This is a genomic window from Streptomyces pathocidini, assembly GCF_001418495.1.
GTDB lineage: Bacteria > Actinomycetota > Actinomycetes > Streptomycetales > Streptomycetaceae > Streptomyces > Streptomyces pathocidini.
Window position 1 is genome coordinate 17,293 of record NZ_LIQY01000040.1, and the last position, 17,207, is coordinate 34,499.

At 68.2% G+C, this 17,207-nt stretch carries 15 protein-coding genes, 1 tRNA gene and 1 pseudogene; 9 read left to right on the plus strand and 8 right to left on the minus strand.

Translation table 11 applies throughout. The features are described 5' to 3' along the window. The first annotated feature begins 24 nt into the window (after positions 1 to 24). Genes AOK16_RS02830 through AOK16_RS25085 form a run of 3 tightly spaced genes read left to right on the plus strand, consistent with a single transcriptional unit; the run spans position 25 to position 3,196 of the window. Positions 25 to 1,101 (plus strand): PLP-dependent cysteine synthase family protein, encoded by a 1,077-nt coding sequence (locus AOK16_RS02830; RefSeq protein WP_055470612.1) that lies wholly within the window; start codon positions 25 to 27, stop codon positions 1,099 to 1,101. After that, positions 1,098 to 2,600: a 4-hydroxyphenylacetate 3-hydroxylase family protein gene (locus AOK16_RS02835; RefSeq protein WP_240483333.1), complete on the plus strand. Its 1,503-nt coding sequence runs from the start codon at positions 1,098 to 1,100 to the stop codon at positions 2,598 to 2,600. Before AOK16_RS02830 ends, AOK16_RS02835 begins: the two co-directional genes overlap by 4 nt. Further along, the gene (locus AOK16_RS25085) at positions 2,597 to 3,196 is read left to right on the plus strand and encodes an NADPH-dependent FMN reductase (protein WP_079100994.1); all 600 of its coding nucleotides are present in this window, start codon (positions 2,597 to 2,599) and stop codon (positions 3,194 to 3,196) included. The genes AOK16_RS02835 and AOK16_RS25085 overlap by 4 nt, the downstream gene beginning before the upstream one ends. Positions 3,197 to 3,449: 253 nt before the next feature. Here AOK16_RS25085 and AOK16_RS02840 read toward each other — a convergent pair whose 3' ends face one another. Continuing rightward, positions 3,450 to 3,848: a hypothetical protein gene (locus AOK16_RS02840; RefSeq protein ID WP_055470613.1), complete on the minus strand. Its 399-nt coding sequence runs from the start codon at positions 3,846 to 3,848 to the stop codon at positions 3,450 to 3,452. A 140-nt stretch (positions 3,849 to 3,988) separates the two neighbouring features. Here AOK16_RS02840 and AOK16_RS02845 point away from each other — a divergent pair, with 140 nt between their 5' ends. The 5 genes and pseudogenes from AOK16_RS02845 to AOK16_RS25100 all read left to right on the plus strand — a co-directional run bounded on the left by AOK16_RS02845 (position 3,989) and on the right by AOK16_RS25100 (position 11,368). Further along, positions 3,989 to 4,660, plus strand: a complete 672-nt coding sequence (locus AOK16_RS02845) for a YdcF family protein (RefSeq protein ID WP_055470614.1) — start codon at positions 3,989 to 3,991, stop codon at positions 4,658 to 4,660. A 16-nt stretch (positions 4,661 to 4,676) separates the two neighbouring features. Then, positions 4,677 to 5,069: a WbqC family protein gene (locus AOK16_RS28920; RefSeq protein ID WP_276202464.1), complete on the plus strand. Its 393-nt coding sequence runs from the start codon at positions 4,677 to 4,679 to the stop codon at positions 5,067 to 5,069. Between the two features lie 49 nt (positions 5,070 to 5,118). Continuing rightward, a complete protein-coding gene (locus AOK16_RS28925; protein ID WP_276202465.1) occupies positions 5,119 to 5,406 on the plus strand; it encodes a WbqC family protein in 288 nt (95 codons plus the stop codon). Between the two features lie 597 nt (positions 5,407 to 6,003). Further along, a pseudogene (locus AOK16_RS26255) lies at positions 6,004 to 6,081 on the plus strand (IS5/IS1182 family transposase); the annotation flags it as partial. A gap of 133 nt (positions 6,082 to 6,214) precedes the next feature. After that, positions 6,215 to 11,368 carry a glycosyl hydrolase family 18 protein gene (locus AOK16_RS25100; protein ID WP_169790851.1) on the plus strand — a complete coding sequence of 1,718 codons (5,154 nt, stop codon included), beginning with the start codon at positions 6,215 to 6,217 and terminating at the stop codon, positions 11,366 to 11,368. A 6-nt stretch (positions 11,369 to 11,374) separates the two neighbouring features. Here AOK16_RS25100 and AOK16_RS02860 read toward each other — a convergent pair whose 3' ends face one another. The 5 genes from AOK16_RS02860 to AOK16_RS02880 form a co-directional block, all read right to left on the minus strand. Then, positions 11,375 to 12,361 carry a tyrosine-type recombinase/integrase gene (locus AOK16_RS02860; protein WP_055470616.1) on the minus strand — a complete coding sequence of 329 codons (987 nt, stop codon included), beginning with the start codon at positions 12,359 to 12,361 and terminating at the stop codon, positions 11,375 to 11,377. A gap of 105 nt (positions 12,362 to 12,466) precedes the next feature. Further along, positions 12,467 to 12,553, minus strand: a tRNA-Ser gene (locus tag AOK16_RS02865). A gap of 10 nt (positions 12,554 to 12,563) precedes the next feature. After that, positions 12,564 to 13,115, minus strand: a complete 552-nt coding sequence (gene tadA, locus AOK16_RS02870; RefSeq protein ID WP_240483334.1) for a tRNA adenosine(34) deaminase TadA — start codon at positions 13,113 to 13,115, stop codon at positions 12,564 to 12,566. Positions 13,116 to 13,470: 355 nt separating this feature from the next. Then, the gene (locus tag AOK16_RS02875; protein ID WP_055470617.1) at positions 13,471 to 13,992 is read right to left on the minus strand and encodes a tRNA adenosine deaminase-associated protein; all 522 of its coding nucleotides are present in this window, start codon (positions 13,990 to 13,992) and stop codon (positions 13,471 to 13,473) included. A gap of 183 nt (positions 13,993 to 14,175) precedes the next feature. After that, entirely contained in the window at positions 14,176 to 14,436 is a 261-nt protein-coding gene (locus tag AOK16_RS02880) for a hypothetical protein (protein WP_398718240.1), read from the minus strand. A 271-nt stretch (positions 14,437 to 14,707) separates the two neighbouring features. Between AOK16_RS02880 and upp the strand changes: the two genes are divergently transcribed. Beyond that, complete coding sequence (upp, locus tag AOK16_RS02885) at positions 14,708 to 15,343, plus strand: uracil phosphoribosyltransferase (protein WP_055470625.1); 636 nt, start codon at positions 14,708 to 14,710, stop codon at positions 15,341 to 15,343. 562 nt (positions 15,344 to 15,905) lie between these two features. Here upp and AOK16_RS02890 read toward each other — a convergent pair. Together AOK16_RS02890 and AOK16_RS02895 are read right to left on the minus strand one after the other, a co-directional pair. After that, positions 15,906 to 16,544: a LytR C-terminal domain-containing protein gene (locus tag AOK16_RS02890; protein ID WP_055470619.1), complete on the minus strand. Its 639-nt coding sequence runs from the start codon at positions 16,542 to 16,544 to the stop codon at positions 15,906 to 15,908. 112 nt (positions 16,545 to 16,656) lie between these two features. Beyond that, positions 16,657 to 16,953: a type II toxin-antitoxin system VapB family antitoxin gene (locus AOK16_RS02895; protein ID WP_003955420.1), complete on the minus strand. Its 297-nt coding sequence runs from the start codon at positions 16,951 to 16,953 to the stop codon at positions 16,657 to 16,659. Positions 16,954 to 17,207: the final 254 nt, after the last annotated feature.

The window sequence follows — 17,207 nt, forward strand, 5'->3', positions numbered from 1 at the left end:
CCGCGCCCGACGCATGGAGAGACCGTGATTCACGAGAACCTGCTGGAGACCCTCGGCATGACCCCCGTCGTGCGGCTGCGTAAGCTCCTGCCCCACCCACAGGACCGGATCTACGTGAAGCTGGAGGGCGCAAATCCGTCCGGCAGCATCAAGGACCGCGCCGCCCTGTACATGCTCGAACAGGCGGAGCAAGCGGGCTTACTGAGGCCGGGAGCGACGCTGGTGGAATCGACCTCCGGCAATCTCGGCAAGTCCCTGGCTCTGATCGGGGCCATCAAGGGCTACCGGGTGATTCTTGTCGTCGACCCCAAGACACCCCGCTCCGTCCTCGCCTACGCGACCAGTCTCGGCGCCGAACTCGACACGGTCATCACGCCCGACGCAAACGGCAGTTACCAGACCACCCGCCTGCACCGGGTCCATCGGCTGGTCCAGGAGATCCCGGGCGCGTACACCCTGGACCAGTACGACAACCCCCACAATCCGGAGGCGTACCGGCTGCACACCGCACAGGAGATCGTCAAGGACTTTGATCGGCTCTCCGCGCTGGTCGCCACGGTCAGTACCGGTGGCCACCTCAGCGGTCTGGGCAGCGCGTTGAAGGAACACTTCCCCGCCCTGCACGTCCAAGCCGTTGACGCGGTCGGCTCGGCCGCCTTCGGCTATCCCTTCACGCCATACCGGATGCGCGGCATCGGCCTGAGCTGGCGCCCGGGCAACCTCCACCCCGGGCCCATCGACTCCCTGCACCGGGTCACCGACACCGAGGCTCTGTCAGCCTGCCGGGTGCTAGCGGCCGAGGAGGGCCTACTGCTCGGCGAGTCCGGCGGCGCGGCGGTCTTCTCGGCGCTCGGTTACGCCGCCGCGAACCCGGGCGAGCCGATCCTGGCCATCGCCCCCGACACCGGCGCCAACTACCTGTATGAGACGTACGACGACCAGTGGCTGCGCGATCACGGCATCTCGCCGGACACTCTGTGCCACAACGGCGAGGACCTGCTGCGACATGTCCACCATCCGCTCCATCCGCCGGCCCCTGTGGACGCCGGCCCGGTCCCCGCGAGCGGAACCAGCCAGATCACGACAGGAGGCCAGGCGTGACCATCCGTACCGGAGCCGAGTATCTGGCAGGCCTGCGCGACGGACGCGAGGTCTGGCTCGCCGGACGGCGCGTCGGTGACGTGCTTGCCGAACCCGTCCTGGCCGCAGCCGCGCACACCGTCGCCCGCCTGTACGACCTGCAGCACGACCCGGAGATGCGCGATGTGCTCACCTTCCAGGACGGCGACGAGCGCCACCCCCTGTCGCTGGCCGCACCGCGCGACACCCAGGCCTTACAGCGGCGCGGAGCGGCGTTCCGGGCTACCGCCGAAGCCACCTTCGGACTGCTCGGCAGGTCGCCCGACTTCGTGAACACCGCAGTCACCGCCTTCGCCTCGGCCGCTCCGTTCTTCGACAAAGCCGACCCGCACTTCGGCCGCAACGCCACCGCCTATCACGCCGCTTGTCTGGCCGGCGACCCGTTCCTATCGCACGCCACAATCAACCCGCCGCTCAGCCGTGCCCGTTCCTCCCACGAGCAGGACGATCCCGACGTTCACCTGAGGATTGTCCGCGAGACGAGCGAGGGCGTCACGGTGCGCGGCGCCAAACTCATCGGCACCCTGGTGCCCGTTGCCGACGAGATCGTCGTCTTTCCGCTACCCGGCTATCGGCCCGGCGACGAGGCGTACACGCTCGCCTTCGCGATCCCAGTGGCCACGCCGGGGCTGCGGATCGTCTGCCGCGAGCCCTTGGTGGCCGACCCCTCCCGGCTGCTCAGCACGCCCCTTGCGCCGTACGAGGAGATCGATGCCACCTGCGTGTTCGACGACGTGCTCGTCCCCTGGAACCGGGTGTTCTTCCACGGGGATGTCGATGCCGCCAATCGCCTGTACGACGCGACGACCGCCCGGCACCATACCGGTCAGCACAGCATCATCCGAGGCGCGGTCAAGGCCGAACTTCTCACCGGGATCGCCGTTGCGCTGGCCGAGATGTCCGGCACCGACACCTTTCTGCACATCAAGGAGATGCTCGGCGAGGTCCTGGGCTCCCTGGAACTGGCCCGGGCAGGCATCATGGCCGCCGAGGCCGACGCCAAGATCAGCGAGTGGGGCACCCTCACCCCGGCTATCGCCCCGGTACTGGCCCTGCGTTACCACTTTCCCAGGATGACCAGCCGGATGATCGAGGTGATCCAACTCTTGGGCGGCGGCAGCCTGCTGAGCACTCCTGCCGAAGAGGATCTGCGCAGTGAGCTGTGGCCCGGAATCGAACGCTACTTCCGGGGCGCCAACGGAGTTCCCGCCGAGAAGCGCGTCCGCCTCCTCAAACTCGCCTGGGACGCCACCGGCAGCGCCTTTGGCCAACGCCAAATGCAGTACGAGCGCTACCACTCAGGCGACCCCGTACGCCTAGCCGCTGCCCAGTACACGGGGTACGACACGGCCCCACTCCTGCAGACCGTGCAGCGGGCCATGGACCCGATGCGGACGCAGGCGAACACTCCGGAAACCGACTTCGGGGATGTCTACTCGCCGAGCGAGACCGCCTCGTGATTGCCGCTGACCCCTGCCGCATTCTTGTCCTGACCGGGGCTGCTGCCCCTTTCTCCCGTACCCGTTCCGTCGCGGAACTTGTCTGCCGTGCGACAGCGAGCATCGGCAGCACGTCCGTCCTGCGTGACCTCGCTGAACATACGCTGCCGCTGCTGCACACTGACCCCGACGGCTCGTCCGCCCTGTACGACTTGCGGACCCAGGCAGAGCAGGCGGACGGCATGGTCTGGGTCACGCCTTGTTATCACGGTAGCTACTCGGGTCTACTCAAGAATTGTCTCGATCATCTGCACGCGGAGGCGCTGCGCGGCAAGCCCGTCGGCGTGGTCACAGTCGGCGCATCACTTACAGCCGTTCAGGCAAGTGAGCACCTGCGCGCAGTCGCACGCGCCCTGGGTTGCGTCACTGCACCAACCCAAGCCGTGGTGGTGGACGAGAACTCTACATGGGGCAAAGACACGGATCCGGGAGCACGCAACCGGATCACACGTATGATCGCCGAATTGCATGCGCTTGCCGGCGCGACTGCTCTACTCCGGCAGTGCGCCGCCATCGCAGACCCCCTGTTGTCGATCGACCACGGACCTGCAACGTGAAGGTACATCTTGCGGTGCGACACAACCCGTGAGGGAAGGCCGGGGGCCCTGAGCGCTGACTCAACCGACCCTTCTCTGTCAAGGCGCTCGCCGCCCCTGAGGGGCGGCCGAAAGTCGATCCGCGGGACAAGGGGATCGCCCGGCTGCAAGCACAGGTCATCCGGCGGGAGGCTGAGTTTGGGCAAGGTCGCCGAGTGGGGCCCGGACCTGCCCACCCGCGGACAGTGGGAACAGGCCGGGCTCACAGTCATTTTCACGCGGCATCAGCGCGGCCGTCGTCCGACTCGGCGACCGTAGGGCGGGCGGTGGCCACCGGAGCCGGTGACGGCGTCTCCGCAGGGCGAGCCGTGGGCGAGCGACGGACCCGCGGACGCTCCGCACGAGCGCGCAGCGACTCGATGACCTCCTTGGCACGAGCCGCGGTGACAGGCTTCGCATCCCGCTCCAGCTCCTCCGTCGGCACACCGAGCAGCTCGGCGACCAGCTCGACGTCGTTGCCGAACAACCGCAGGGCAGCCGCAGCCGCCTCGCGCGCCGCGACTTCGGCCTCTTCCTTGACCGCTGCCGCCTTCGCTGCCGCTTCCCGAGTCGTCAGGACGTTCTTCGCCGCCAGCTCACGCGTCTTCGCCTGGAAAGCCTCTATCTCCCGCACCCGGCACCGCAGCTCACCGACCCGGCCACCCGCAGTGCCGGGAACGCCGTGCTCGACCTTGCCTCAGACATCGCCACCCGATACGGCCTGAAACACCAACTACGCAGTATCAAGACCGTTCGCAACAGCGAGGAGTACACGTGACAGACCGCCATGGGGCCGCGATCAGCGACACGGACCGGGCCGACGCCCGCGCCATCTGGGACTTCCACCAGATGGGCCACCAGCTGCGCCCCTGCTCCGCCGCGATCACCCTCGGCAGCCTCGATCTCGGTGTGGCCACCGGCACTGCCAACCTCTACCACTCCGGCATGTTCCCGGTCGTGGTCTTCACCGGAGACACCAGCTCGGCCACCCAGGAGCGGTTTCCCCGAGGCGAGGCCACCCACTATCGCGAGCATGCGATCTCCCTCGGAGTGCCGGACGAGGCGATCCTGCTGGAGCCGCAGGCCACGAACACCGGCCAGAACATCGGCTTCTCCCGAGAGGTGCTGGAGAACGCCGGTATCGCAGTGACCACCCTCTTGCTGATCTCCATGCCCTACATGCAGCGCCGTGCCTACGCGACATGCCGCAAGCTGTGGCCCGAGGTGGATCCGGTCTGTACCTCTCAGCCGTTGTCGTTCGATGAATACGTAACGACCCACGATGACGAGAAGCAGCTCATCGACATGCTCATGGGCGATATGGAGCGGGTGATGGAGTATCCCAAGCGCGGTTTCGCCATCGAGCAGCACGTCCCAGAAAGGGTCCGCGATGCCTTCGACCGTCTCCGCACCCGCGGTTACGACAGCTGGCTCCTGCCTACTTAGCCGTGCCGCCATACCCATGAGTGCGCTGCGGGTGCGTTCGTGCGCGATCCATCAACCCAACCTGCTGCCCCGCCTTTCCACTCTGGCGAAGCTCTACGCCGCTGACATCTGGGTGGTCCTCGACGACGTACAGTTCGTCCGCCGCGACTACCAGCACCGTGCCCGCCTCGCCGTACTCGACAACCCGCAGCAGTATCAGTGGCTGTCTGTCGAAACTCATCTCCCGCACGGCCGAGCAACGTTGATCCGCGATGCTCAACTCGCGTACCCGCAGCGCGCCGCTCGCCGTCTCGGCCAATTGCCCGCGCAGCACTACCGTGCCAGCCCCTACTGGCAGTTGCTGCATACCGCGCTCGAACCCGTTGCCCGCACCGTCGCGGGAGACCGCCGGCACCGCGGCCGTTGCTGAGGGCACCACCCGTGCGCTGCTGAACCTCCTAGGTTGGCGCGGCACCGTCGTGCGCAGTAGCGACCTCACCGCTTCGAAGGACCGCTCAGCACGTCTGGCCGACCTCACCACCGCCGTCGGCGCCGACACGTACCTCTGCGGCACTGGTGGTATGCGGTACCTGGACCGTCACCCCTTCATGGAGCGGCAACTCAACGTTCGTGCGTTCCGCCCGCCCGTGGCTGCCGAGGGCCTTTGGACCGGAGCAGCGAAGATCGCTGCCCTGTGGGCGCTCGCTGCGTACGGACCGAACTGCGTGGGTGCTGCGTTTGATGATCTGCGCACGCCTGCTACGTGATTCGGCACGCTTCGGCACGATCAACCCGCATCCTGCGCGGGCAGCGTACGGCGAAATGGCTAGGTGCTGTTCAGCGCTCCAGCTAGGCGGCTCCATCTCCGACCGGCTCAAGGCGCTCACCAAGGCGATGCGGACACCCCCTGGGTGCCCGGTTCCGGCAGCGGCGGTGGGGGGAGTGGCAAGGGTCCGGGTCTGCTGAACAGTGCCCGTGACGATGCGCGCCACCACGGTGTGGAGCCGGACAATCGGGTCTGCGCACCGACCCCGTCGACCTGGCCAGTGGCCAGATGCTGCTGGAACAAAAGGACCTGGACCCGCCGGAGCTGAGGCTGTGCAAGGTCACCAATCCGCAAGGACTGACCTGGATCTACCAGTATGACGCCGCGAGATGACTCCCCGCAGAGACCGACTTCGACGGTCACACCCTCTCCTACGCCCCTGGACGCGGGCAGGGCAGCTCATCGCCCGCACTCTGCACCTCCGGCGCCGTCATCCAATACGAGCGCGATGTCCTGGGCCGCCCCGGTCCGCAAGAGCGTCGACGGCCACAGCATTACCTACGCCTACGACACCTAGAGCGAACTCGCCCAAGCCGCCTTCCGCAAGGCGCGATTCAGCCCGAATCGAATGACGTCAATCGCCAAGGCCGGCCTCACCCTGGAGCGTCAACGCTGAAAGGGTCCATTGATGACCTAATGCATATCCACCTATCTTTTCTGGGGTGCCATCCACTTTAGCCTGGGAAGGAAATATGGATCATTTTCGACTCCCGAGGGCGTCCCAGTGGCCGGGTACCGTGGCCGCCATTGTGGGACTCGCCCTCCTCGCGGGGCTGCTCCACGTCGTCCTACTGCCCGCAACGCCGGCAGCCGCGGCGGCGTCTGACCGCAAGCTGGCCTCCTGGAACACCTGGGACGGCAAGAGCGACACCCTCAAGAGGATTCCCGGTCTGATCAAGGACCACGACGTCGACGTGGTGGCCCTGCAGGAAGTGGCCGACGGGAATCTCCTCGGTCACGCACCCGCGACCTTCTTCGACATCGCCAGCCTCAGCCCGAGCGGAACGCCCCAGGGGAACTGGCGCGTTGACGAGTTCCACTGGGACGACGGCATCACCGTCTACCGCATCCGCACCGGCTCGAACCGCCGCAGCATCGCCATCGCCACCAAGGAGCGCGTCGCGTCCCACGACGACCTGCACCTGGTGGAGGTGCGGGGCGACGCCTCCGGAAAGGCGTTCCCGGCGTTCGGGATCAAGCTGGGCGGGAACTGGTACTACTCGATCCACGCCTCCACCCAGGCGAAGCGGTCGAACAACAACGCCGACACGCTCGTCGAGGACATCTCGGGGCTGCACAAACGGGACGGCTTCAAGGCCCCGTGGGCCATCATGGGGGATTTCAACCGGTTTCCCGACGAGAAGTCGAAGGCGTTCATCAACCAGCAGAAGAAGCTGAAGGAGTCCAAGAAGCGTAAATTCGCCGAGGACCAGGGTGCTCTCACCAGCGTTCTCGATCTGGAGGCCAATGAGCGCGTCGTCTTCTCGGGGGCGCCCACGCACAAGAAGGGCGCGGAGCTCGACTTCATGGTCGACGGCGGCGCGGCGGCAGGCTACAGCGCCAAGCGGCTCAAGACGTTGGACGGCTCCGACCACTACAGGGTGATCTTCGAGAAGGACACGGACGAACCGGACACCTGTGTGGCCGGCGACGGGTCGGGGGCGTCGCGCACGGCGCGGGCTGCCGCCGACGACCTGTGCCCGGTCGAGTCCGGGCTGCCCGCCGCCACCGTCTCCCTCGGTGACAGCTACATCTCGGGAGAGGGCGGCCGCTGGCAGGGCAACGCCAATGCCAAGGCGGACGGGCCCGATGGCGACCTCGATCCCAACAACGACGCCTGGGGCACGGACCGGGCGGCCCACGGCACGCAGGTCTACGAGAAGAACGCCGCCGGAAGCGACGCATGCCACCGCTCCGATGTGGCGGAGATCAAGGGTGCGGCCATCGGCGGCGTTCCGAAGGAGCGGCGGTTCAACATCGCCTGCTCCGGAGCGGAGACGCAGCACATCCTCAGCGAGGAGTTCCAGGGCGAGAAGCCGCAGATCCAGCAGCTTGCGGAGCTTGCCGCGGACCATGAGATCGGTACCGTCGTGCTCTCCATCGGGGGCAACGACCTGAAGTTCTCCGACATCGTCCAGAGCTGTGCGGTGAACTTCATCGCCAACAAGGAGTCCTGCCGCAAGCAGGCGGATGAGGACCTCAAGAAGCGCCTGAGCGCGGTTCGTGAGGACGTCGCCCGGACGCTGGACGCGATCCACGAGACCATGGGCGAGTCCGGGCAGGACCAGAGCACCTACGACCTGGTGGTGCAGGGCTATCCGGCGCCGCTGCCCCCCGCGTATGAGATGCGCTACGAGGGCGACCACTACGACCGATACACCAAGGGCGGCTGCCCCTTCTACGACGAGGACGTGAGCTGGACGGGCGAGGGCGCGGTCGCGGAGATCGGTGGCATGCTGCGCGGTGCCGCGCGGGACGGGGATGCGGCCTTCCTCGATCTGGCGGACGCCTTCTCCGGGCACGAGCTGTGCGCGAAGTCGGCGAAGCAGGCGACCTCTCGCAACTCTCTGGATAAGCCGATCGCCGCCGAAGACGCGGAGTGGGTGCGGTACTTCAGCGGTCTCAGCGGCGGCGGACAGTGGCAGGAGGCGGTCCACCCCAACGCCTACGGCCAGCGGGCCCTCAGCGCCTGTCTGGTCCGTATGGACCAGGAGATCGCGGAGTCGGGGGCGCGGTCCTTCCGGTGTGTCGGCAGTGCCGGCAGCTCGCCCGACGTGCCGATCGTCTCGAGTTCACCGATCGATGCCGCGGCATGGGACGGGGAGGGCCCGGACAGCGACGGCCGGCGCCTGGGCGACCACGTCCTGTTCCAGGGTGATTCCTTCGCGTACTTCAACCCGTACAAGAAGCTGGACGGCTCGATGGGGGACGGCAACAGTCCCGGCTACCTCACCAACGTCGGTGACATCGGTGGCATCTGGTCCAGCCTGCGCGACACCGACTTCGCCGGCGGAGTCGAAGCCGCATTCGAACAGACGGACAAGGACGACGGCTCGCGGCAGCTCTCGCTCTTCCGCGGCGGCCGGTACACCCAGGTCTCGATCGAGGAGGGCACCATCGACGACCAGCGTGTGCGGGGCCCGGGGCCGATCCGTGACTACTTCCCCGTGTTCGAGGGGACCGTGTTCGAGCACGGCGTCGACGCGGCCGTCGGCAACGACAAGGAACCCTATGCGCTGGTCTTCCGTGACGGCCAGGTGGGCCTGCTCGAAGTCGACCTCGACGGCGACGACGACAAATGGATCACGGAACCGGGGCCCGTCGGCAAGGTCATCCCCGCCCTGAGGGGCACACCCTTCGAGTACAGCATCGACTCCGTGCTGCTGGTCGTCGCGGACCACGGAAAGATCCAGGCCGACCTGGTTTCCGGTACCCGTGTGGCACGGATGAACCTGGACATGCGCGATCTGTCCAGGAGCTACCTCATGAGCCACACCAGGGAACTCACCGACCGGTGGCCGAGTCTGCGCGGCACCATCTTCGACTGGGGCAAGAACAAGAACGACTTCCTCGTACAGTCCCTGCGGTACGGCCCCACGCCGCCGCCCGACCCCGAGCCGGTGATCAGGGACCAGACGGCGCGGTCCGTCTCCGCCGCCGCGGCGGTTGACCACTCCAAGTGCCGCCCGGACGGTATGACAGCGACGAAGGGGGTCGAGACGCCGTACTGCCTGATCTACGACGACCAGGGCCGCGAAGTGATGGGTGAACGGCATCCACGGCGGGTGGTGGGCTACTTCACCGGCTGGCGCACCGGCAGGAATGGCCAGCCCATGTACCTGCCGCGCAGTATCCCCTGGGGGCAGGTGAGCCACGTCAACTACGCCTTCGCGCACGTCGACGGCAGCAACCGTATCTCGGTGGGCGATGTGAACGACCCGGACAACCCGGCCACCGGTATGACCTGGCCCCATGTGCCTGGCGCCGAGATGGACGGCAGCCTGCCGTACAAGGGGAACTTCAATCTCCTGAACAAGTACAAGAAGAAGCACCCCCGGGTCAGGACCCTGATCTCCGTGGGAGGTTGGGCCGAGACCGGCGGCATCCTGAAGCCAGACGGCAGCCGCGAGAAGTCCGGTGGCCTGTACCGCGTCACCAACAACGCGGACGGAAGCGTCAATCAGCCCGCCATCAACACCTTCGCTGACTCCGTCGTCAAGTTCCTGCGCACATACGGTTTCAACGGTGTCGACATCGACTACGAGTACCCGACCTCACTCCTGGACGCGGGCAACCCGGAGGACTGGCCCATCGCCAACCCTCGCCGCAAGGGCTTGAACGCGGGCAACACCGCGCTGATGAAGACCCTGCGCGAGAAGCTCGACGCGGCGTCGGCCGCGGACAACGCCTACTACCAGCTCACCGCGGCGGCCTCCGCGTCCGGCTATCTGCTGCGCGGCCAGGAGGACTTCCGGGCGTTGCAGTACCTGGACTTCGTCAACACCATGTCCTACGACTACCACGGCTCGTGGAACAACTACGTCGGCCCGCAGGCGCCGCTCTACGACGACGGCAAGGACGTCGAGCTGGCCGCCACCGGGATCTACGACAAGGCCAAGAACCCGGAGTACCAGCAGGAGGGCTTCTTCAACACCGACTGGTCCTACCACTACTTCCGCGGCGCAATGCAGGCCGGGCGCATCAACATGGGCGTGCCGTACTACACGCGCGGCTGGAAGGACGTGGAAGGCGGCGAGGGCAACGGGCTCTGGGGCATCTCCAAACTGAAGGACCAGTCCCAGTGCCCGGACGGGACCGGCCCCAACGGCGGCACGACGGAGTGCGGCTCCGGTGCCTCCGGCATCGACAACCTGTGGCACGACCAGACCGCCGCGGGCGATGAGCTGGCCGCGGGATCCAACCCGATGTGGCACTCCAAGAACCTGGAGCGGGGCGCTGTGACCAGCTATCTGCCCCGCTTCGGTCTGGACCCGAAGGACAGCGCGAACGGGATGGACGGCTACACCCGCCACTGGGACGGCACGCTCAAGGCGTCCTGGCTGTGGCACAAGGACAAGAAGGTGTTCCTATCCACGCAGGACACCCAGGACATCGCCGCCAAGGCCGACTACATCAAGGCCAAGGGCGCGGGCGGCGCGATGATCTGGGAGCTGGCCGGGGACTACGAGTGCCCGGACGACAAGTCGGGGCAGTGCGTGCCCGGCTACACCCTGACCAAGCAACTCGACAATGCCCAACGTGATGCCGGGCCCTATGGCGCGACCCGCGCCGGGAAGACCAAACTGCCCAGCCAAGTCCTCGACGCGGACGTGACGTTCGCCAAGTACCCGACCGACAACAAGGACCTGTGGCCGCTCCAGCCCATGCTGCGCATCACCAACCGAGGCGACAACACCATCGCGGGGGGCGCCAAGGTCTCCTTCGACCTTCCGACTTCGGCCCCGTCCGTCATCAAGGACGGCAACTGGCAGCCGTACAAGAACGTCAAGCCCGGCCACTCCGGGCCCAACGTCGGCGGCCTGAAGGGAGAGTTCCACCGGGTCACGATCACCCTGGAGAAATGCCAGGAGATCCCGGCCGGGCGCAGCATGGACATCCCGGTCAAGTACTACCTGCCCGCCACCGGTCCCGCGAACGTCACGATCATCAGCGAGGGAAAGACCTTCGGCATCACCGGTGACCGTCGCCACGGCACACAGACGGTGGCGCCGCCCGCTGGCTCGGCCGAATGCTCTCCGGTGAAGTGGGACCCGAAGGACACCTACGACAAGGGGGACGTCGTCACGCACAAGGGTCGCCGCTGGGTCGCCGAGTACTGGGCCAACAAGGGCGATGAACCGGGCGTCGCCCCGGTCTGGCGGAACATCAGCCCCAACGACTGAGCCCTTTCAGAGCGGCGCGTCCAGGGCCAGCTTCCAACGGGCGTGGTAGAAGCCGCCCGAGTCCCAAGGACCGCCTTCCGGAGCTGTGAAGACGTGATCGCGGGGAGCCTTCCCCTGGCACCTGCGCTTGAACAACGCGACGAGGGATGGCGATAGCACCAAGGTCCGCCGACTCTTCTTCGTCTTCGGCGGACCCATCTCCTTTCCGCCGTCAATGCGCTTCCATGCACGCTGGACGCGCAAGGTGGGCCGGGAGCCATGAAGGGTCAAGTCCCGCGGCTGAAGCGCCGTTAGCTCACTCCAGCGCAGCCCGGTGCCAGCCAGGGCATCGACGAGATCTATGGAGTCGGCATTCATGCACGAGCGAAGGATGGCGTACTCCTCGCGTTCCAAGAACACCTGCTCGTCCTCGATGCTGTTGTCCTCGGGCAGCCGGGTGTGCACACACGGGTTCGTGGAACGGAGCGGAGGCTCAGCGGTCACCGTGGCCTGGAGGATGCCGTACAGCAGGCCGTGAAGGTTTCGGATCGTCTTGGCCTTGTAGGGCCGTCGCTTGACGGTCGGCGGGTGATGCGGGCCGGGCCTGCCGGCCTCAAGGTCGTTCACCCACTGCTTGATCTCGTCTTGCCCGATGCCGTCAGGTCCTTGCCGCACCGACAGTCCCCTGAACCAAGGTTCCAAGTGCCGATCTAGCAGCTTCCGGTAGTTGGACCGTGTGCCCGCCTGTATGCCAGTCAGGAGGTCGATGTACCGGCTGGCGTAGACCTCGAACAACTCCTGCGGGTCCGCCTCCGGTTCGGACTCCTCGGCGAAGCCGACACCCTTGACCCAACCTGGCGGACATTGCTGACCGTGACCGTTGACGAGATCGCAGAATCGTTTCGCCGACGTCTCGTCCTCGAAGGTCTCGCCATTCTGGGTGCCGTTCTCCCGCCACATGACGGTGTAGGTGTACGTGCCGTCGCGCTTCTGTCGAGCCCTGATCGATGCCATGGGCAAAGATCTTAGAAGGGGCGGCCGGTTGACGAAGCGTTGACAAAGGGCCCAACAGAAACCGCCTCTGACCTGTTCTTGCAGGTCAGAGGCGGTTTTTCTGAGCGGTAGCGGTGGGATTTGAACCCACGGAGGAGTTGCCCCCTCACGCGCTTTCGAGGCGCGCTCCTTCGGCCGCTCGGACACGCTACCGAGAGAGAGCTTAGCCCACGGGGGGCTGTGCTCCGAAATCGGTATCCGCGCCCGCATCCGTCCCCGCCTCCGCATTGCCCGCGGCCCGGAAGAAGCGGGTCAGCGGGGCCGCGCACTCCTCGGTGAGCACCCCGTGGATCACCTCGGGCCGGTGGTTGAGACGGCGGTCACGTACGACGTCCCACAGCGAACCGGCCGCGCCCGCCTTCTCGTCCACCGCGCCGTAGACCACCCGGTCCACCCGGGACAGCACGGCGGCGCCCGCGCACATCGTGCACGGCTCCAGCGTCACCACCAGCGTGCAGCCCGAGAGCCGCCACTCGCCGAGGGACCGCGCTGCGGCGCGCAGCGCGAGGACCTCGGCGTGCGCGGTCGGGTCCCCGGCGGCCTCGCGCTCGTTGCGGCCGCGCCCGAGCACCGCGCCGTCCGGGCCCAGCACGACGGCGCCGACCGGCACGTCCCCGGTCTCCGGAGCCTGTACGGCCTCGGCCAGGGCGAGCCGCATCGGCTCCCGCCAGGGGTCGCGCACCGGGTCGGGCCGTACGGGAGGGGAGGTTTCCATGGGGACAGTGTCGGTCAGGCGCCACGGGGGAGCGCCCACAACCCTTGGACCGGCGGCCCCGGGACCGTGCGGGTCAGGGATCGGCGGGCCCGGGATTGGCGGCCCCAAGACCGGGCGGCCGGAGTCAGCGGGACTGTGCAGACCAGGAGTGGCCGGGACCCGGGCGGGTCAGGAGTCAGGGGGACCGTGCGGGCCAGGAGTGACCGGGACCGGCGGCCCCGGGACCGTGTGGACCAGGAGTGACCGGGCCTGGGCGGGCCAGGAATGACCGGGACCGTGCGGGCCAGGAGGCCAGGAGGACCAGGAGCCAACGGGGCCCGCAGACCAGGGGTGAACGGGACCCGCAGACCAGGAGTCAGCGGACCGCCTCGAGGATCTCGCCGCAGCCCAGCACGTCGGCGATCTCGGTCAGCGCGTCGCCGTCCAGGGCGGTCAGTTCCTTGCTCGACATCCCCAGGTCCTCGAGGATCTCCGTGTCACCGATCGGGCCCGGCGGCACGGCGTCGTCCGCGTCGGCCGGTTCGTCCCCGTCGTCCTCGGGCTCCCCGTCCTCGGTGCCGTCGAGGTCGACCAGGCTGTCGAGGTCGTCCTCCGGCTCGCGGCCGAGCAGCTCGTCGGTGAGCAGGATCTCGCCGTACGAGCTCCGGGCGGCGGCGGCCGCGTCCGAGACGTAGATACGCGGGTCCTCCTCGCCGTCGACGCGGACGACGCCGAACCAGGCGTCCTCCTGCTCGATGAAGGCGAGCACCGTGTTGTCGTCGACCGAAGCCCCCCGCGCCAGATCCGTCAGATCGGCCAAGGTCTCCACGTCGTCGAGTTCTGTGTCGCTCGCTTCCCACCCGTCTTCGGTGCGCGCGAGCAGTGCGGCGAAGTACACCGTGACTCTCCCACTGGTCAGAGGCGTGTGCCGGGCGACGGGGAACAAGGTTTTTCACCTCTTGGCCCGCCCACTCGGAATCGTGGCAGAAACAAGGCCCTCGCGAGAGGTCTTCCGCTGTGCGTCGTGCACCAGTCCTGCGACCGGACCGCGATTCGGTCCTTCCGGTACCGCTGTCGGGGGCTACCAGCGGAAGGTTCGCATCCGCATCTGCTGGCGCATCCGGGCGGCGCGGGCCCGCCGCGGCTGCACCCGCTCGCGCAGCGCCTTGGCCTCGCCGAGTTCCCTGAGGAACTGGGCGCGTCGCCGGCGCCGCTCCGCATCGCCCTCCGGGTTCTCCGGCGGCGCGGGCTCGCCCTTGGGCTGGTTCCGGTCCGGCACGTGACCACACCTCCCCCAAGCTGGGCCTCCTGTGCTCGCACTCCGGCGCGAGCGCCCGCCCATACAGCCGCGTACGGGCGTACCCTGCCCACTTTCCCCCGAACAGACCGTTTGACGCCACCGGGAGGCGCCACGGCGCCGGAGGCGCGCCGGTAGTGCCCGCGATCGCGCCCGTGCGGGGCGTGGCCGCAGCCCGTCGGCTGGGGTCTGGGGACGGAGTCCCCGGGATTCTCTCCGCCGCGGTGGCGAGTAATCGGTACGGCGGAGCTCGGCGGTGCCCGCCGACCCGGCCCGCGCCCGACCCGGGCTGGGCGCCTCGGCTACTGTCGAGGGCATGCGGATCCATGTCGTCGACCACCCGCTGGTGGCGCACAAACTGACCACCCTGCGCGACACGCGCACCGACTCCCCCACCTTCCGGCGGCTCGCCGACGAGCTGGTGACCCTGCTCGCGTACGAGGCGACCCGCGACGTGCGGACCGAGCAGGTCGACATCCAGACCCCCGTCACCGCGACCACCGGTGTACGGCTGGCCCGGCCGCGGCCGCTGGTGGTGCCGATCCTGCGGGCCGGGCTCGGCATGCTCGACGGCATGGTGCGGCTGCTGCCGACCGCCGAGGTCGGCTTCCTCGGCATGATCCGCGACGAGGAGACGCTCCAGGCGTCCACGTACGCGACGCGCATGCCGGAGGACCTCTCCGGCCGTCAGGTGTACGTGCTGGACCCGATGCTGGCCACCGGCGGCACGCTGGTCGCCGCGATCGACGAGCTGATCTCCCGCGGCGCGGACGACGTCACGGCGCTGTGCCTGCTGGCCGCGCCGGAGGGCGTTGAGGTCATGGAGCGCGAACTCGACGGCTCCCCGGTGACGGTCGTCACCGCCGCCATCGACGAACGCCTCAACGAACACGGCTACATCGTCCCGGGCCTGGGCGACGCGGGCGACCGCATGTACGGCTCAGCCGACTAGCAGGCTGCTGCCCCAGCAACCCACTTGCCGTTAGCCCGGCACCGCCGGCCTCCGCCGTACCGGTTGCTCGCCGTTGCGGCGGAGAGAATCCCGGGGACTCCGTCCCCAGACCCCAGCCGAGGGGCTGCCGGCCGCGTCCCGCACGGGACACAATCGCGGGACCAGGCGTAAGGCCAAGTCGGCGGGCACCGCCGGCCTCCGCCGTACCGGTTGCTCGCCGCGGAAAACTTTGAGGACTTCGTCCCCGAACTCCTCCGACGGCGGCCACCGCCACGGTGAGCCCCGGCCCCGCCGGACCTGCCCCGGCAGGGGTCTTGGACAAAGTCCCCGGGATTGTGCCGCCGCAGCAGTGAGCAATGGGTGTGGCGGTGTTCGGTGGTGTCGGGCTTGCCCCGGCTCCGGGCGCGGTGGCGCGTGCCGCGGGTTTCGCGCAGCTGTCCCGGGGCTGGGGACGGACTCCCCGGGATTCTCTCCGCCGCGATGGCGAGCAACAGGTATGGCGGAGATCGGCGGTGCCGAGCTCACGGCAAGTGGGTTGCTGGGGCAGCAGCCTGCCAACCGGTCAGCACTTCTTCGAGGCCGAGGGGGACGGGGACGGGTTTGTCAGGGCGATCAGCGCGGCGTCGGCATCGGCCTTTGCCGTCAGGGACTTGAACGCGTCGCCGATGATCAGGTCGACGTCCTGGGTCTTGCGCTGGTCGGCCCCGGACGAGGTGCCGGTCACCTGGGTGGCGAGGACTTTGAACGGGCCCTCGGAGGTGTTCGGGGCGCCCAGCAGCATCCCGGCGCTCTTGACCTTCTTGTCGTACTTCGCGTCGGCGTTCCCCACCTTGCCGATCCTGAAGCCACGTTTCTTGAGCTCGTCCGCGGTCTGCTTGGCGAGGCCGCTGCGCTTGGTCGCGTTGTAGACGTTGACCGTGATGTCGCCTGGCTTCGGCAGGGCTACGGCCGCGGCGGGGCTCGGGCTCGCGCCGGTCCGCGGCGCGCACCCCGCGCGGCCCGCGGCGCTCGCCCTGCCGCCGCCGCCCGTGAACACGTCGATGAGCTGCAGCGTCCCCCAGCCGACCAGGCTGAGCGCGGCCACGGCGCCGACCACTGCCGCCACGATCCGGCGGCGATTGCGGGGCCTGCGCATCCGCGGATACCTGGCCCCGGTGATGCGGTACTTACCGCCCATGCCGGGGGGTGTGAGCATGCTCATGGTGCGAGCGTAGTAGGACCGATCGCCTCTGCATACTGAATGATCAATGCGTGGCGGCCAGCCCAACCCAAAAGGGTCAATTGCGGTTTGGGGGCGATCCGGTGGCCGACCGTCAGCCCAGTTCGAGCACGCGGGCGTGCAGCACCTGGCGCTGCTGGAGCGCCGCGCGGACCGCGCGGTGCAGCCCGTCCTCGAGGTAGAGGTCGCCCTGCCACTTCACGACGTGGGCGAACAGGTCCCCGTAGAACGTCGAGTCCTCCGCGAGGAGGGTCTCCAGATCCAGCTGGCCCTTGGTGGTCACCAGCTGGTCCAGGCGTACCGGCCGTGGAGCGACATCCGCCCACTGGCGGGTGCTCTCCCGGCCGTGGTCGGGGTACGGCCGCCCGTTTCCGATGCGCTTGAAGATCACACGGAAAGCCTACCGGTCCTGATGCGGTGGGTGCAGCTGCTGCCCGAGGAGAACCACTTGCCGCGGGTTTGGCACCGCCGGGCTTCGCCGTGCGGATTGCTCGCCGTCGCGGCGGAAAGGAACCTGGGGACTTCGTCCCCCAGACTCCAGCCGGCCGGCCGGGGCGGAGCCCTGTGCCGCGCCGTGCGGATTGCTCGCCGTCGCGGCGGGACATGTCCGGGGACGGAGTCCCCGGACCCCATCGGCAGACCCCA

Bases quoted from the DNA above. Each gene is read 5' to 3' on its own strand.
- AOK16_RS28920 (WP_276202464.1), top strand. From the start codon at position 4,677: ATGAGTGCGCTGCGGGTGCGTTCGTGCGCGATCCATCAACCCAACCTG.
- AOK16_RS02860 (WP_055470616.1), bottom strand. From the start codon at position 12,361: ATGGCATCGATCAGGGCTCGACAGAAGCGCGACGGCACGTACACCTAC.
- tadA (WP_240483334.1), bottom strand. From the start codon at position 13,115: ATGGAAACCTCCCCTCCCGTACGGCCCGACCCGGTGCGCGACCCCTGG.
- AOK16_RS02880 (WP_398718240.1), bottom strand. From the start codon at position 14,436: ATGGGCGGGCGCTCGCGCCGGAGTGCGAGCACAGGAGGCCCAGCTTGG.
- upp (WP_055470625.1), top strand. From the start codon at position 14,708: ATGCGGATCCATGTCGTCGACCACCCGCTGGTGGCGCACAAACTGACC.
- AOK16_RS02890 (WP_055470619.1), bottom strand. From the start codon at position 16,544: ATGAGCATGCTCACACCCCCCGGCATGGGCGGTAAGTACCGCATCACC.